Here is a 15,269-nt window from a genome sequence, read left to right as displayed (position 1 = left end):
CACCGGAAGGGCCGGCCGGTCGCGCCGGCGCCTGATCCAGTCCGGGAAATCCCGCCGCGGGATGAGTCTGCGTGGCGGATGCCGGCGGCGGCTGCCGGCCTGCGGCCGGGTGTGGCCCGCGCGATGGCGCGCCTGCCGCGGTGGATCGGACAGGGCCGGTCATGGCTTCTTCAATCGAGTTCGGTGACGTTGACGCGGGGCCGGCGCTGCTGCGGCACCGGAATGTCCGCCACCGACGAGGCCGAGCTCGACGGCAGACGCGGCGAGTCCGGACGCTGCCCCAGCTCCAGATCGACGGGCGCCTGCGGCACGGGATTGGCCCGCACCGCCTCCTGCGCCTGCCACAGGCCCGTGATCGGTGAATCGAGCATCGCGCCCAGGGCCGCCGCGCCGACGTTGCCGATGAACTGCTGCACGGCGGGCGGCAACTGGCTGTGCGCCATCCCCTGCCCCGCGGCGGTCAGCGCCGAGAAGAGCGTGTTGGCGAGCGCGGTCCGCGCCTGCGCCTGATCCAGCACGCGGCCGCGGTCCGTGCCGGTGCGCACCGGCGCCCACTCCTGCGTCGCGCCGGGCGTCTGGTTGGCGAAGAGCTGCAGACGCTGGAACCAGTCCGTCGTCTCGCCCAGGGTGTTGGTCAGCGCGCTGATGGCGGCGGTTCCGGCCGCCACACGCCAGGCGTCGCCCGCGCCCATGGCCGTGGATTGCCCGAGCAGCACCGCGGCCGCCGCGCCTCGATCCGGCACCCACGCCCCCTTCAACGCGTCGCCAAGGAAGTTGTTCACCACGTTCACGCCCGCGTAGGTGGCCACGGCGGCCGCCTGCGCGGCACCGGACATGCCGGCCGCCAGCTCCGGCTGCGGGCCGCCGCCCTCGGGCGCCGGGGGCTTGTTCACCTTGACCATGCTGAAGCTGGCCTGCAGGCCGTCCCGCATCGCGGCATAGACGCCGACCTTCAGCTCGTTGGTCAGCGGCTGCAGCGCGGCCGCACGGTCGCCCTGCTGGAACCCGTGATGCATCAGCATCAGGTTGGTGAAGGACGACGAAGCCTGCAGCACCGTGAACAGCCGCGAGATCTTGGCCGTGTGATCGCGCATCGCCTGCTGCTCGCCAGGCGTCTTCGCCTGCCACTGCTCGGGGGTGAGCGAGTGGTAGGCGCGCGCCGCCTCGTCGGGATTGCGCCGCTCGCGCAGCTCCCGCACCACCTGCAAGACCACGTTGGTCATGCCGACCGCGGCCTGCAGACCCATCACGGCCGGCGCCGGCGCGTGCCTCAGCGCGTGGCTCACCGCGTTGGCGAGCATCTCCCGCGCGAAGGTGGGCAGCGCCACCGCGACGGTCTGGTGGATGGCGTGCCCGGCCACCACGCCAGCCAGCCGCGCCTCGGGCAGCGGCGGAACGACGGACCCGAGCGTGCGCACCGCCTCACGGCCCGCCACGCCGGCCAGGCGGGCGACCTCGCCGGAGATCGCGCTCGCGACGGAGCGCCAGCTGCGCTCGGGCGCGGCGGGACGGGACAGGTTGAAGGTCGGTTCGGCCCGCAGTTGCCGTCCGATGTCGGAAGGGGTGGCCGAGAGCGGGCCGCTCAGGCCGCGCTCCCGCGCCAGGACTTCGAGGCGTCGCGACGACCACTCGCGCGAGTCCGACAGGCTGGGCGTTTCCCCCAGCAGCGAGCGGTTCGGACTCGTGCCGACGAGTTCCGGCAATGGCCGGCGCTCGCGCGTCTCCTCGCCGCCCGAGGACGCCAGAGGCACGGACCCGCGCGACGGCGGCGCGTTATGCGGCCGCTCAAGCGCCGGGGGCGCGGCGCCAGCCGCGGCACCCGCGGTGCCCGAGGTGCCGGGCACGGACGCGTCGGCATCGGCGGGCAGACGGAACGATTCAATGCGGGTGGATGTCGAAGGCGTGATGGATCCGGACATGTCTGCGTCCCTCCTTCAATGCGCGGCGGCGGCGTCGCGCGACGCGGTGTCGCGGGATGCGGTGTCGCGGGAATCGGATGTGGCGCGGGCCAGGCGCGCGAAGTCGCGCAGCCAGGCGGCAAAGCTGTCGGCGAAGTCGACGGCGCTGCGGCCGTCGACCGGGCAGCGCGACATCAGCCGCGCGCGGCCGCGCTCGCGGGCCACGGCGACGCCGGCGAAGACCATCAGCGTCGTGTTGGCCTGCAGCGCGAGCCGCCGCCGCTCGGGCGTGTCGAGCGCCTCGGCACCGAGATCGGCGACCACCACGAGCGTGCCGGTCTCGTCCTCGCAGGCCAGACCGATCGACTGCCCGTCCAGCGTGAACGCGCCGCTGCGCGCGCCGGCCAGCGCCTCCTCGGCGGGCAGACCCGCTTGCAACAGCGCCTCGTGGACGCGCACGAGCACCCGTTCGGGCGCCTCCAGGAAGGGCGCGCCGGCCGCGCCACCGCCATCACCGCCGCCGGGCGCCGCTTCCACGGCGCCTGTGTGGATCACCGGCGCCGCGGCGGGCGCCTGCACGCCCTCGAGCAGCGCCTGCCGCAGCTGCAGCAGCCCGGCCAGTTCAACCGCGAGCAGATCGGGATGCTCATGCCCGGCGGCGGTGCGCAGGATCAGCACGGCCTCGCCGTCATCGTTCAGTCCGAAGGCCGCGTGCGAGGCCACCAGCGTCTGCCCCGTGGCGAGCAGCAGCGCATCGCACCAGACCTCCTCCGCGACGGCCGCCGGCCGCGCCGCGCGCGTGACGGCCAGCCAGGGCCCGGCGGGTTCCTCGCCCAGCGGGTGCAGCGACAGTGGCTGCCCGTCGAGCTCGATCAGGCCGGTCTCGCCGAAATGCCGCGCGACATCGAGGCCGGCGCCCAGCCGCAGCGCGGCCTCGCGGCGCCAGCCGGTGATGAGAGGGGAAACGGAGGCGGCGTGACCAGGGATCTTCCCGGTCGCTGCAGACGTCGTTGACGCAAGAGGGGTCGTCATGGTGGGCTCCCTGGCCGAGTGGTGGGTGGTTGGAGTTCGGCCGGGAATGACGATAGGCACGCGGGGATGACGTCCGCGCGACGGACGCGAAGACCGGTGCCTCGAAACGAATGCGCCGATGCCGCCGATCCGCCCGGGCGCGGCCCGGGCGCGGCTCGGGCTCGGACTCGAGCGCGCTAGCCGGCGCGGCTGCCGATGGCCGCCTGCGCGAGCGCCGGCAGCACGTCCTTCAGCTTCTCGCGCGCGCGCACCAGCCGCGCCTTCACCGTGCCCGAGGGGCAGCCCATGATCCGGGCGATCTCCTCGCAGGACTCGCCCTGACAGTAAGCCAGCTCCAGCGTCGTGCGCTGCGTCAGCGGCAGCTCGGCCAGTCCCCGGTTCACCCAGTCCCGCAGCTCGCGATCCGGCCCGTCGTCGAAGGCCGGCTCCGCCTCGATCAGTTCCGCCTCCGGCACGGCCGACGCGTTGATCTCCTGCGCGTTCTCGCGGTCCCGCAGCGCCTTGAGCATGCAGCGGTAGGCGATGCCATGGACCCAGGTGGTCACGCGCGACTCGCCACGGAAATGCGCGGCGCTGCGCCAGACCACCCAGAGCGCGTCGTTGACCGCCTCCTCCGCCAGGTGCGGACGCGAGCAGCAGCGCTGGATGAAGCGCGTGAGCCGCGGGCGGAAATGGCGGTACAGCTGCTCGAACGCCGCCCGGTCCCCCATGCCCGCCGCCTGCAGCCAGGCGCCGAGCAGCGCTTCCAGATCCTCGTCCTTCATTGATCCACCTCGAAGGCCAGCACCTGCGTGCGCTGATGCGGCGAGAAGTTGTCGTCGGAAATCATCACCAGCGTGCGCCGGCCATTCGGCCGCACCGGTCCCCAGGCCATGCCTTCGAGGTTGTCGATCGGCCCTAGCACGCCGGCGGTCTGCAAGTCCAGCACCAGCCGCTTGCGCATCGGCACGACGTCCGCGCCGCGCAGCGACGCCAGTTGCGCGACATCGGTCGCGCCGTCGAGGCGCGCCTCGTAGAGCCGCACGTGGAACGCGAAGACGCGCTCGGCGACCTCGCGGCCCGACCGCTCCAGCACGAGCAGCGTGCCCGCGGGCGTGACCAGCAGTTCGCTGACGCCGTTGTCGGCGCGGTGCTGGCCGCCCGTCGGCGCCAGCGGGATGGGATCGACCGGGTAGGCGTACTGCCCCAGCACGTGGCCTTGCCGGTCCAGGTGCGTGAAGCGGGTCAGCGCGCCGGCGCGCAGCGTCGGCGGCTCGCCGTCCTCGATCAGCGGCGCCTCCATGCTGGCCCACACCGTGCCGTCCGCCGCCAGGCCCAGCCCTTCCAGGCTGAGGTTGTCCCGCGCGCCGCGAGGCTCGTCAGGATGAACGCACAGACGCTCGGGCAGCGGCAGCTCGCCAGCGAAGCGCCCGTCCCGGTCCGACCAGCGGATGAAGGGCTGGATGCCGCGCGGCCGGTCGCCTTCGCTGGACCAGAGCAGCCGTCCGCTGCGCGGGTCCAGGCGGACCGCCTCGGGATCGGGGATCTCGGGGCCCGGCTCGCCCGGATGCGCCGGCGCGAGGCGGTTCGGATACGGCTGGCCATCCCGCCGCAGCAGCGTCGTGAGGCCTGTCACGCGCACATCCTCGATGCCATTGGCACTCCATCGCATCGTTGCCGTGTAGAAGCGCGCTGGCGCCTCGTCGGACCGGTCGTCGCTGAGCAGATACCAGGTGTCCTGGACCGGGTCGTAGTCGAGGCCGGAGATGCCGCCCAGGTGGCGCCGCAGCGGGTCGCCGTCGACGCGCGCAAGGACGGTCTCCCCGATCAGGCGCAGGCGCATCGGCGGCTCCGCCCACCGCGTCAGCGGCGCGCAGCCGCCCAGCAGCGCCGCGGCCCAGGCGGCGATCGTGAGCAGGACCGCCGCGCCGCCGGACCGGGCCAGCGGGGGGCGCGTCACAGCTCCATCCTCGCCCAGACCACGACCGTGCGCGGCGCGCCGATGAAGTAGCGCCCAATGCTGGAGGGGCTCGTCATCAGCTCGGGCGCGACGCCGGAGAGATAGCGCTTGTTCGTGATGTTCTCCAGGTTCAGGCCGAGCGTCAGGTGTTCCCACTGGTACGAACCGCTCGCGCCCAGCAGCGTGTAGGCGGGCATGCGCTCGTCGACGCCGCTGCCCGCCACGCGCGGATTGGCGTAGTAGCCGGCTTGGCTGGAGACGTGGCGGAGATTGGCGCCGAGCCGCCAGGCCTCGCCCGGCCGCCAAGTGGCTTCCAGGAACAGGTTGCGCGGCGCGATGCCGACCAGGTCCGCGCCATCGCGGATGAAGCCCTTGGCCGGATAGCCCTGCGCGTCGACATCGCCCAGCGCGTAGCGGGCCTTCTGCCAGGTGAACGCGCCATACAGCCGCCATGCCGCGCCCACGCGCGCGTTGGCGCTCAGCTCGATGCCATCGATGCGGCGGCCCTGGTCCACGTTCTCCGACTGCAGCGTGCCGGCGATGTCCGCGGCCACCGTCTCCTTCGAGCGGATCGAGAAGCCCTGCACGCTCAGCGCATAGCCGTCGCCCTTGTGGCGCAGTCCCAGGTCGAAGGCCTTGGCGCTGTCCATGCCGCTGGGCCGCGCGGCGGCCGCCATCGTCGTGGCCGCGCCGCCCTCCAGCGTCGCGTCGGTCACCGTGGCCGCGTTCTTGGCGTAGCCGGCGAACAGCTCGGTGTTGGCGCCCAGCGGCACCAGCGCGCCAACCTTGGGCAGCACGCCGGAGTTCACGCGGGCCTCGTTGACGAAGTCCAGCTTGCCGGTGCGCGAGTCCTGCGTCGGCGCCCGGTAGTCGACCCGGTTGTCGAGGTAGGTCAGGCCGTAGTCCAGCCTGAGGCGGCCGTCGAGCAGGCTGCTGCGATTGGCCACGTACACCATGGTGCTGCGGTTCTTCCAGTGCTTGTCCTCGCTGATCGCGACCGGCTCCGCGGCGTAATCCGGCCCCGCGGCCTCGTCGAGGACCGGATACCAGCGCCGCACCTGACCGCGCTCGTAGCTTTCGTACCAGGCGCCCGCGCGCCAGTCGAGCAGGTCGCCGTGCCGCGCGCCCACTTCCACCAGCGCGCCGTTGCGCGACAGGTCATAGTCGTTGGCGCGGAAGTACAGGCTGCGGGCCGAGCCATCGAGCCCCGGATAGCCGCCATTGCCGAGCCCGGTCTCCTTGCCGGTCCCGTCCTGCCCATGGTGATAGGCCTTGGCCGAGACCTTCAAGCCCCCCAGCGTGGTGCTCAGGCTGAGGTAGCTCAGGCGGTCCTCGCGCGGGTTGCCCTTGAGGCCGCGATAGTTGCGGTCGACAGCGGGCACGCCGGTCCAGTGGTCGGTGTAGCCGTCCTGCTTGGGATCGGTCTGGAACTGCTTGAGCGTGACGATGTTGCTGGCGCTCGTCTCCTTGCGTTCATTGAAGCTCGAATACAGCTTCAGCGTCGTGTCCTGGCCCAGCCGCCACGCCAGCTTCAGGTCGGCGTGATCGCGGGTGTCGTGGCCGGAGGGATCGTCCACGTAGGAGACCTGCCACTGCTGCCGCGACACGCTCAGGTAGGCGGTGAGGCCGGGCGCGAGCTCACCGCTGTCCACGCGGGCATAGAGCCGGCCGAGGGCGGCGCTCCCGGCCGCGCCTTCGACGCGAAGGCCGAAGGCGCGCCCGGGATCCTGCGTCAGGTAGTCGATGTGGCCCGCCAGCGCCTGATGGGACGGCGCGCCGACGATGCCCGCCGATTGCGACACGTCGATCGCCGCCAGGTTGCTGCTGTCGAAGTAGCGCGTCGGCACCGAGCCGCCGCCCAGCGTCGTGCGGCCGTTGGGGATGCCGTCGATCGAGAAGCCGATGCTGTCCTTGCCGAAGCCGCGCATGCTGATCGTGCTCTCGAAGCCGTCGCCGCCGAAGGCATTGGACGAACCGACCTGGATGCCGGACACGCGCTCCAGCAGCTTGTCGGCGGAGACACCGGTCGGGTACTGCTCGAGGTCGGACGCGGTGATCTTCACGTTGGCGCGCGACTGGCGCATGCCGATGGATTCGCCCATCACCGTCACCTGACCCAGCGATTGCGAGGCCGGCGCGGCATCGCCGCCGGCCTCGCTGGCGGGGCGGGCCGGGGCTTGCTGCGCCAAGGCCGGCTCCGCGTGAGCGGCCAGGAGCAGCGTGGCCAGCGGCAGCGCCGCCAGGGGCAACGGGGGGAAGGGAAGTCGGGGAAATCGTGCGGGGGAGCGCATGGTGGAGGGGCTTTCAGCGGAATGACCGGAACAGGGGTGGAGGAGGTACTGCGCGGTTCCGGGCCGGATGATCATTCACTGGTACGTACCACGTCAATCTCACCGCAAGGTGTTTTGCTTGCAATTTCGGCTTTTGCTTATGACGCAACACCTTTCACGGCGCTGTCAAAGAGCCGTGAGAGAGGACTTGGGAAGACGCCTATTGACCATCTGGTACGTACCATGAGAGCATTGATGGACATGAGCAAACGCCCCACCGAAGCCTCGGCGCCCGCGCCCCGCTACCGTCAGGTCGCTGACGCGCTGCGCGCCGCCATCGACGCAGGCCGGCTCGCCGACAACGAGGCCCTGCCCTCCGAGCGCGAGCTCACCGAGCAGCACCAGGTCAGCCGCGACACCATCCGCAAGGCCGTGCGGCTGCTGGAGGATCACGGGCTGGTCTACAGCGACCACGGCCGCGGCACCTTCGTGGCGCCGGCGCTGGTGCGCCGCATGTCGCGCTACATCGACGGCTTCTCCGAGGACACGCGCCAGCGGGGCGGCGTGCCCAGCCAGCGCATCCTCAACCTGGAGTTCAGCCCCGCCACGATGGCGATCGCCCAGTTGCTGCAGCTGGAGTCGGGCCACCCGCTGACCCGCGTGCGGCGCGTGCGGCTGACCAACGGCGTGCCGATCGGCCTGCACGACGCCTACTTCCCGTTGCCGCCCGGCGTGAAGCTGGCGCTGCAGGAGGTGGAGCGCGCCCGCTCGCTGTACCAGTTGCTGATGGAGCGCGCGGGCTTCGCGCCGGTGGAGGCCGTGGAGAACCTGTTCGCCGCTTCGGCGGACGCGGAGGAAGCGCGGCTGCTCGGCGTGCCCGAAGGCGCGCCGCTGCTGGTCTGCGAGCGCATCACCCTGTCGGAGCGGCGCGAGCCGATCGAGTACTGCCTGATGAAGTACGTCTCCAGCTACCGGTACAGCGCGCGGATCACGCAATCCAGCCGCCTGGCCTGAGCGGCCCGGTCCATCCTCCGTCGCCGCCGCCGATGCGCCCCGCTCTCCGCTTCCTCCTGGGACAGCTCCTGTGGCTGCTCGCCGCCGTGGTGCTGCTGTACGCCCTCAAGGCGGCGGGCGAGCGGCTGCTGCCGCGCGCGCAGGCCGGGCATGGACTGCGCGCCGTGCTCTTCATCAATGGCACGCTGGGCGACAAGTCCTTCTTCGACGGCGCCGCCAAGGGCATGCGCGAGGCGGCGCGGCAACTGCCGATCACGGTCCGGATCGTCGAGGGCGGGACCGACCCGACGCGCTGGCTGCCTGCCCTGACGGCGCTGGCCGACAGCGGCGAGTTCGACCTCATCGTCACCGGCACCTTCACGATGGCGCCCTACGTCGAGCAGTTGGCGAAGGCCTATCCGGCGCGGCGTTTCGTGCTCTACGACGCCGCCGTGGACGCTGCCCGCTGCGCTTGCCGCAACGTGCGCTCGCTGCTGTTCCGCCAGAACGAAGGCGCGTATCTGGCCGGCTGGCTGGCGGCGCGGCTGGACCGCGCCGGCCTGCCGGGCGTCGCTCCCGGCGGCGGCCTGGGGGTGATGGGCGGGATGCAGTTCCCGGTCGTCGACGACTTCATCGTCGGCTTCCGCGCCGGCGCCAAGGCCGCGGAACCGGACCTGCCGGTCGCGACCCAGTACGCCAATTCCTTTTCCGATCCGGCGCTGGGCAAGGAGATCGCCAAGACGCTGTTCGCGCGCGGCGCCGGCATCGTGTTCCATGTGGCCGGCGCGAGCGGCCAGGGCGTCAACGAGGCCGCGCTGGAAACCGGCCGTTATGCGATCGGCGTCGACGTGGACCAGCAGGCGCTCTACCAGGCGCGCCAGCCGGCGCTGGCGGCGCGCATCGTCACGTCAGTGGTCAAGAACGTCGACGTCGCGGTGCTGGAGGCGCTGCGCGCGTCCCTGCGCCAGCCGGCCGCGCCGGGCGGCGTCGTGTCGCTCGGCCTGGCGGAGCACGGCGTGAGCCTCGCGCCCCGCGCCGGCCTGCTGGCGCAATGGCCGCCTGCGCTGTGGCAAGAGCTCGAGCGGGTGCGCGCGGAGATCGTCGCCGGCCAGCGCCGCGTGCCGAGCGCCTTCATGCCGAGGACGCCGGGATGAGCGCCACCCCTGCCGCGCTGCTGTCGCTGCACGGCGTCTCCAAGCGCTATGCCACCGGCACGCTCGCCGTGGATCAGGTGAGCCTGTCCATCGCGGCGGGGCAGGTGCACGCGATCGTCGGCGAGAACGGCGCGGGCAAGTCCACCGTCATGAAGATGCTCTACGGACTGGAACAACCCAGTGCCGGCGAGATCCGCCTGGAGGGCCGGCCGGTGCGCTGGCGCACGCCGCGCGAGGCGATCGCCGCCGGCATGGGCCTGGTGCCGCAACACGTGACCCTGGTGCCGTCCTTCAGCGTTGCCGACAACGTGGTCCTCGGTCAGGAGCCGCGCCGCGGCCCGCTGCTCGATGCGCGCGCCGCGGCCGAGCAGGTCGCCGAGACCGCGCGCCGCTTCCACCTCCCGCTCGATCCGCGCACGCCGGTGTCCCGGCTGTCGCTGGGCGAGCAGCAGGCGGTGGGACTGCTCAAGGCCCTGCACCAGGGCGCGCGCATCCTGATGCTCGACGAGCCGACGGCGGTGCTGGCGCCCCAGCAGGCCGCGGCGTTGATGCAGGCGTTGCGGCGCTACGCGGACAGCGGCCTGGCGGTGATCCTGATCACGCACCGGATCGCGGAGATCCGCGAGGTCTCGGACCGGTTCACCGTCCTTCGCGGCGGCCGGGTGGCAGGCGGCGCCGCGACGCGGGCGCTGAGCGATGCGCAGATCGCCGCCCTGGTGACAGGCCACGCCACGGCGCCCCAGCGGACGCGGGCTTCGCCGGCGCCCTCGCCGCGCGCGCCGGTACTGCGCGTGCGCGGGCTCTCGGCCCGCGATCCCGGCGGCGGTCAGACGCTGGAGGACCTGACGCTGGAGATCGCCGGCGGCGAGATCCTGGGCGTGGCCGGCGTGGAGGGCAATGGGCAGAGCCTGCTCGCCGACGTCATCGCGGGACTGACTCGCCCCGGGCGCGGGCAGGTCTGCGTCGACGGCGTGCCGCTGAGCGGACAGGGGGACGCCGGCATCCGCGCGGCCCGGGCCGCCGGTGTCGCGGCGTTGCCCGAGGACCGGCTGCATGACGGCGTCGCGCCGGACATGAGCATCATCGAGAACGTCATCGCCAACCGCCATGCGGCGCCGCCGCTGGTGCGGCGCGGCCTGCCCGGATGGTTCGGCGCGCTGGACCTGGCGCGGGCCGCGCGCGAGACCGCTCAGCTGCTGCGGGACTTCGGCGTCGTGGCCGCCTCGCCCGAGGCGCCCATCCGCTCGCTCTCCGGCGGCAACATGCAGAAGGTGGTGCTGGCCCGCGAGATCGCCCTCGGCCCGCGCCTGCTGATCGCGAGCCAGCCGACCCGTGGCGTCGACATCGGCGCCTGCCAGGCGCTGCACGAGCGCCTGCGGGCCCTGCGCGACGGCGGCGCGGCCGTGCTGCTGATCTCGGCCGACCTGGACGAACTGCTGGCCCTGTCCGATCGCATCGCCGTGATGTCGCAAGGCCGGCTGGTGGGGCACTTCGCGGCCGCACAGGCGGATGCGCGGCAGCTCGGCCTCTACATGACCGGCGTGCGCCGCGACCCGCAGGCCCGCGCCGCCCTGGACGCCCCCTTCACCGCTGTCACCCCTTCCACCCTCGACGAGGATCTCCTGCCGTGATGTCCGCCGCTCCTCCCGCGTCCCGGACCTCGCGGCGCGCCAGCCTCATGACGCTGATCGCACGGGCCGGCGCCCGCATCGGCACCCTGCCGCTGTCCCTGGCCGCGGCGCTGCTGGCCGGCTTGGGCCTGACCGCGCTGGTCAGCGACGAGCCGCTGCGCGCCTGGCTCGCGCTGCTGACCGGTCCGCTGCCGGAGCTGCACCTGGGCGCGCAGGGCTGGGAAGCGCGCCGCCTGGTCCTGTTCGGCGCCGCCATCGAGGACGCGATCACGCTGGCGCTGCTGGGCCTGGCGATCGCGCTGCCGCTGCGGGCGCGGCAGTTCACGCTGGGCGCGGATGGCCAGATGTTCCTCGGCGCGCTGGCCGCGGTCGCGACCAGCCTCGCGCTGGCGGCGCTGCCCGCGGCCATCGTGCTGCCGGCCTCGTTCCTGGCGGCGATGGCCGTGGGCGGCGCCTGGGGCCTGCTGCCGGGGTGGATGAAGCTGCGCTACGGCGCCAGCGAGATCGTCACCTCGCTGATGCTCAACCTGATCGCCGTGCAGCTGTTCCGCCTGATCCTCAGCGAGTGGATGAGCGATCCGGGCGCGGGCTTCATCGCCACGCCGCTGCTGCCGCCCGCCGCGTCGCTGGGCGTGCTGATCCCCAGCACCCATGTGAGCGCGATGCTGCTGCTGGTCCCGCTGCTGGCCTGGGCCGCCCAGGCGATGCTGGACCGTACCAGTGCCGGCTATGCGCTGCGGGCGGTCGGGCAGGCGCCGGACTTCGCGCGCCGGATGGGACTGCCGGTGGCGCGCACCGTGATGCTGTCGACGGCGCTGGGCGGGATGGTCGCGGGCTTGGCCGGGCTGCATGTGAGCCATGCGCTGCTCGGGCGGCTGCCGGTGGACCTGCCGGCCGGGCTCGGCTACGAAGGGCTGGTGGTGGCGCTGCTGGCGCGCAACGAGCCCCGCGCCATCCCGATGGCGGCGCTGCTCTACGCTTATCTGCGCGCAGGCGGCCAGGCGATGGAACGCAGCACGGACGTGCCGCGCGAGATGGTGCTGGTGATCCAGGCGCTGATCATCCTGTTCGTCGTCGCCGAGCGGCTGTGGCCCCGGCTGGCCGAGGGCCTGGCGCGCCGGCGCAGCCGGCGTGGCGCCCTCCCCGCCGAGACCGTCGAGCCCGCCCCCGGAGCCGTCGCATGACCGATGCCTGGACGCTGGCCGCCGCCGGACTCGCCGTCGCGCTGCTGCGCGCCGCCACGCCGATTCTTTTCGCGGCGCTCGGCGCGCTGGTGTCGGACCTGGCGGGCTGCGTCAACGTCGCGCTCGAAGGCCTCATGCTGATCGCCGCGTTCTTCGGCGTCATGGGCGCGGTGCAGGCCGCCGAGCTCTGGCCGGCGCTGCCCGTCTGGGGCCACGCGCTGATCGGCGGCGGCGCGGCGCTGCTGGCGGCGCTCGCGCTGGCGCTGCTGCTGGCGGTCTTCCATCTGGAGTTCGGCGCCGACCTGATCGTCGCCGGCATCGCGATCAATCTGCTGGCCGCCGGCCTGACGGTGTTCCTGATGGCGAGCTGGGTGGGCGACAAGGGCTCCACCGCCGCGCTCGTCAGCCCGGCGTTGCCGTCGCTGCGGCTGCCCGGCCTGGCCGGCTGGCCGGCGCTGGACCTGCTGCTCAACGGTGAGGGCGGCCGTGGCCATCCGCTGCCGCTGCTGCTGGCGCCGCTGGCGGTGGCGGCCGTGTGGCTGCTGCTGCAGCGCACCCCGTGGGGCCGCTGGCTGCGGGCCTCGGGCGAGAACCCGGCCGCGGCGCTGGCCGCCGGCATTGCGGTCAAGCGCATGCAATACCTGGCCCTGCTGGCCAGCGGCGTGCTGGCGGGCCTGGGCGGCGTCTACCTCAGCATGGGCTACGTGACCCTGTTCCAGGCCGACATGAGCGCCGGCCGCGGCTTCCTGGCGCTGGCAGCCGTCTTCCTGGGCGGCCGTGCGCTGGCGGGCACCACCGCGGCGGCGCTGCTGTTCGGCGCCAGCGCGGTGCTGGCCACGCAGCTCGGCGCGCTGGCCTGGCGGCCTCAGTTGCCGCAGATGCTGCCGCCCGCCGTGACGCTGATCGCCATGGCGCTGGCGGGCGCGCGCCGCGCCCGGCGCCAGGGCAACCGCGCCCCCGAGATTTCCCAGAGACTTTGAAGGACCTTTCCCGGATGAATCAAGAGCAATTGCGCGATCGCATCCAGGCGTCGCTGACGCTGGCCGGCATGGGCGACGCGCTCGGCGCGCCGACCGAGCAGTGGAGCATCGACGAGATCGCCGCCGGCTTCGGCGGCCTGGTGACGCGATTCGAGACGCCCACGCCCGACACCTTCGCCGGCGTGAATGGCGGCTTGCGCGCCGAGGTCACGGACGATGCGAGCCAGATGTACTACCTGGCCCGCGCGCTGGTCTGCGCCGATGGCCGGCTCGATCAGGCCGGCTGGGTCGCATGCCTGCTGGACTGGGTGAACACCAGCCCGAAGGCCGGCTTCATGGGTCCGAGCACCGCCGGCATTGTCAAGGCGCTGCAGGAGGGCACGGACCTGGCCAGCGTCGGCGTGATCGGGCAGTCGCGCCGCAAGCTCACCGGCATGGGCACGACCAACGGCGCCGCGATGCGGGTCGCGCCGGCCGGCCTGATCCATCCCGGCGATCTGACCGCCGCGTGCGAGCAGGCCTTCGTTACCTGCATGCCGTCGCACGACACCGCCGTGGCGATCTCGGCGGCGTGCTCGATCGCCGCCGCGGTGTCGCGGGCGCTGGTCACGCCGGATGCGCCCGACGCGCTGGGCGAGGTGCTGGCCGCGGCCGTCGAAGGCGCGATCCGGGGCGAGGAGATCGCCCGCCAGCGCGCCCGCGGCGTCGCCGGCCCGCGTTACCTGGCGCGGCTGGAGGCCGCGCTCGAGATCGCCGTGGAGGCGCGCGACGACCACGGCTTCATGACCCGGATGGAAGGGCTGGTGGGCAACTCCGTGCTCGCGGCGGAATCCGTCCCCGCCGCCGTGGGCATCGTGGCCTACACGCGCGGCGATCCGATGCGGACCATCGCCATCGGCGCCTCGATCGGCAACGACACCGACTCCATCGCCACCATGGCCGGGGCGATCGCCGGCGCGTGGCGCGGACTGTCCGGGGTGCCGGCGGACCTGCGCGCCGAGTTCGAAGCGGCCAACCGCGCGGACTTCGACCTGGCGGCGATCTCGGCCGGCCTGGGCACGCTGGCCTGGCGCCACTGGCAGGAACGGCGCCATGACTGAGCGCCGCCGCTGGGACCTGCTGGCCTTCGGCGATCCCTGCATGGACCTGAACCTGGAGGTCGACCAGTGGCCCGAGGCCGGCGGCAAGGTGATGGCGCGCGCCGCGGGCCATACGGCGGGCGGCACCACAGCCAATGCGGCCTGCGCGCTGGCGCGGCTGGGCGGGCGCGCGGCCGTGTTCGGCCGTATCGGCGCGGACCCGTTCGGCGAGTTGCTGCGGCGCTCGCTGCGCGAGGACGGCGTCGATGTCGAGCATCTGCAGGTGGCGCCGGGCCTGCCGACCGGGCTGGCCGTGTCGCTGCTGCCGCCGGGCGGGGACCGCGGCCTGGTCGTCGCGCCGATGGCCGCCGCGCCGCCGCCCTTCCCCGCGCAGCGCCTGCACGACGCGCTGCTGCAGTCGCGCGTGGTCTACGCCATGCCTCGCGATCAGGCGGAGCTGTCGCGCATCAGCCAGCTGGCGCGGGGCACGAGGACGCGCGTGGCGCTCGACCTCGAACCGGCGGTGGCCGGCGACCCGCAGACGCTGGCGCAGCGCCTGCCCTTCGCGGACCTGGTGTTCTTCAACGAAGCCGGCTTCCGGGCCGGCACCGGGGAAGCGCCGTCGGCGGAGGGACTGCGGCGTCTGCTCGCGCACGGGCCGTCCTGTGTCGTCGTCACGCTGGGTGCGCAGGGCGCGATGGCCGTGGACCGCGATGGCGCGGTGCGTCAGGCGGCGTTCGACGTGCCGGTGCGCGACACCACCGGGGCGGGGGACGCGTTCAACGCCGCGTTCGTACTGGCTCATCTCGAAGGTCAGCCGCTGGCAGCGTGCCTGCGCTTCGCGTGCGCGGCGAGCAGCTTCGTGATCGCGGAGGTCGGCGCCCGCGCGGGCCTGCCGTCGCGGGCCGCGGTCGACGCGCGGCTCGACCAGGCGCGCTCGCGGCGCCCGGACGGGGCTGACACCGTCTGGTGATTCGCGAGACCCTCTCCCCCGCCCTTGTATGTAGCAAAGTACGCCCAGGCCGCCACAGGCCGACCCGCCCAGGGTAGGCGCTTGGGCGCCATACCGAGGGAGAGCGAGGGTCGTGGCGGCCGACCTCGGTTCGTCA

The 15,269-nt window shown here is 73.2% G+C and carries 12 protein-coding genes; 7 read left to right on the top strand and 5 right to left on the bottom strand.

Translation table 11 applies throughout. The features are described 5' to 3' along the window. Positions 1–170 precede the first annotated feature (170 nt). The 5 genes from ABDW61_RS19010 to ABDW61_RS18990 all read right to left on the bottom strand — a co-directional run bounded on the left by ABDW61_RS19010 (position 171) and on the right by ABDW61_RS18990 (position 7,058). Positions 171–1,919: a hypothetical protein gene (locus ABDW61_RS19010; RefSeq protein WP_343640905.1), complete on the bottom strand. Its 1,749-nt coding sequence runs from the start codon at positions 1,917–1,919 to the stop codon at positions 171–173. Between the two features lie 15 nt (positions 1,920–1,934). Next, positions 1,935–2,930, bottom strand: coding sequence for a type III secretion system chaperone (locus ABDW61_RS19005; protein ID WP_343640904.1), 996 nt, complete (start codon positions 2,928–2,930; stop codon positions 1,935–1,937). Between the two features lie 176 nt (positions 2,931–3,106). Further along, complete coding sequence (locus ABDW61_RS19000) at positions 3,107–3,694, bottom strand: sigma-70 family RNA polymerase sigma factor (RefSeq protein ID WP_343640903.1); 588 nt, start codon at positions 3,692–3,694, stop codon at positions 3,107–3,109. Further along, entirely contained in the window at positions 3,691–4,869 is a 1,179-nt protein-coding gene (locus tag ABDW61_RS18995) for an esterase-like activity of phytase family protein (protein ID WP_343640902.1), read from the bottom strand. The genes ABDW61_RS19000 and ABDW61_RS18995 overlap by 4 nt, the downstream gene beginning before the upstream one ends. Next, complete coding sequence (locus ABDW61_RS18990) at positions 4,866–7,058, bottom strand: TonB-dependent receptor plug domain-containing protein (RefSeq protein ID WP_343640901.1); 2,193 nt, start codon at positions 7,056–7,058, stop codon at positions 4,866–4,868. Before ABDW61_RS18990 ends, ABDW61_RS18995 begins: the two co-directional genes overlap by 4 nt. A 342-nt stretch (positions 7,059–7,400) precedes the next feature. On the opposite strand from ABDW61_RS18990, the gene ABDW61_RS18985 reads away from it, so the two are divergent. Genes ABDW61_RS18985 through ABDW61_RS18955 form a run of 7 tightly spaced genes read left to right on the top strand, consistent with a single transcriptional unit; the run spans position 7,401 to position 15,133 of the window. Then, positions 7,401–8,153, top strand: coding sequence for a GntR family transcriptional regulator (locus ABDW61_RS18985; protein WP_343640900.1), 753 nt, complete (start codon positions 7,401–7,403; stop codon positions 8,151–8,153). 32 nt (positions 8,154–8,185) lie between these two features. Then, positions 8,186–9,286 carry a BMP family ABC transporter substrate-binding protein gene (locus ABDW61_RS18980; RefSeq protein WP_343640898.1) on the top strand — a complete coding sequence of 367 codons (1,101 nt, stop codon included), beginning with the start codon at positions 8,186–8,188 and terminating at the stop codon, positions 9,284–9,286. Beyond that, positions 9,283–10,917 (top strand): ABC transporter ATP-binding protein, encoded by a 1,635-nt coding sequence (locus ABDW61_RS18975; RefSeq protein WP_343640897.1) that lies wholly within the window; start codon positions 9,283–9,285, stop codon positions 10,915–10,917. The genes ABDW61_RS18980 and ABDW61_RS18975 overlap by 4 nt, the downstream gene beginning before the upstream one ends. After that, the gene (locus ABDW61_RS18970; protein WP_343640895.1) at positions 10,917–12,101 is read left to right on the top strand and encodes an ABC transporter permease; all 1,185 of its coding nucleotides are present in this window, start codon (positions 10,917–10,919) and stop codon (positions 12,099–12,101) included. The genes ABDW61_RS18975 and ABDW61_RS18970 overlap by 1 nt, the downstream gene beginning before the upstream one ends. Beyond that, a complete protein-coding gene (locus tag ABDW61_RS18965; protein WP_343640893.1) occupies positions 12,098–13,081 on the top strand; it encodes an ABC transporter permease in 984 nt (327 codons plus the stop codon). The genes ABDW61_RS18970 and ABDW61_RS18965 overlap by 4 nt, the downstream gene beginning before the upstream one ends. A 14-nt stretch (positions 13,082–13,095) precedes the next feature. Then, positions 13,096–14,181 (top strand): ADP-ribosylglycohydrolase family protein, encoded by a 1,086-nt coding sequence (locus tag ABDW61_RS18960; RefSeq protein ID WP_343640892.1) that lies wholly within the window; start codon positions 13,096–13,098, stop codon positions 14,179–14,181. Next, positions 14,174–15,133, top strand: coding sequence for a carbohydrate kinase family protein (locus ABDW61_RS18955; RefSeq protein ID WP_343640890.1), 960 nt, complete (start codon positions 14,174–14,176; stop codon positions 15,131–15,133). Before ABDW61_RS18960 ends, ABDW61_RS18955 begins: the two co-directional genes overlap by 8 nt. The last annotated feature ends 136 nt before the right edge of the window (positions 15,134–15,269 follow it).

This window comes from Roseateles sp., assembly GCF_039595595.1.
GTDB lineage: Bacteria > Pseudomonadota > Gammaproteobacteria > Burkholderiales > Burkholderiaceae_C > Roseateles.
Note: the sequence above shows the minus strand (reverse complement) of the source record. Positions and strands in the feature narration are given on the sequence as shown.

Excerpts from the sequence above, each read along its gene's own strand:
- ABDW61_RS18980 (WP_343640898.1), top strand. The coding sequence starts at position 8,186 with ATGCGCCCCGCTCTCCGCTTCCTCCTGGGACAGCTCCTGTGGCTGCTC.
- ABDW61_RS18960 (WP_343640892.1), top strand. The coding sequence starts at position 13,096 with ATGAATCAAGAGCAATTGCGCGATCGCATCCAGGCGTCGCTGACGCTG.
- ABDW61_RS19010 (WP_343640905.1), bottom strand. The coding sequence starts at position 1,919 with ATGTCCGGATCCATCACGCCTTCGACATCCACCCGCATTGAATCGTTC.
- ABDW61_RS18965 (WP_343640893.1), top strand. The coding sequence starts at position 12,098 with ATGACCGATGCCTGGACGCTGGCCGCCGCCGGACTCGCCGTCGCGCTG.
- ABDW61_RS19005 (WP_343640904.1), bottom strand. The coding sequence starts at position 2,930 with ATGACGACCCCTCTTGCGTCAACGACGTCTGCAGCGACCGGGAAGATC.
- ABDW61_RS18970 (WP_343640895.1), top strand. The coding sequence starts at position 10,917 with ATGTCCGCCGCTCCTCCCGCGTCCCGGACCTCGCGGCGCGCCAGCCTC.
- ABDW61_RS18975 (WP_343640897.1), top strand. The coding sequence starts at position 9,283 with ATGAGCGCCACCCCTGCCGCGCTGCTGTCGCTGCACGGCGTCTCCAAG.
- ABDW61_RS18985 (WP_343640900.1), top strand. The coding sequence starts at position 7,401 with ATGAGCAAACGCCCCACCGAAGCCTCGGCGCCCGCGCCCCGCTACCGT.
- ABDW61_RS19000 (WP_343640903.1), bottom strand. The coding sequence starts at position 3,694 with ATGAAGGACGAGGATCTGGAAGCGCTGCTCGGCGCCTGGCTGCAGGCG.
- ABDW61_RS18955 (WP_343640890.1), top strand. The coding sequence starts at position 14,174 with ATGACTGAGCGCCGCCGCTGGGACCTGCTGGCCTTCGGCGATCCCTGC.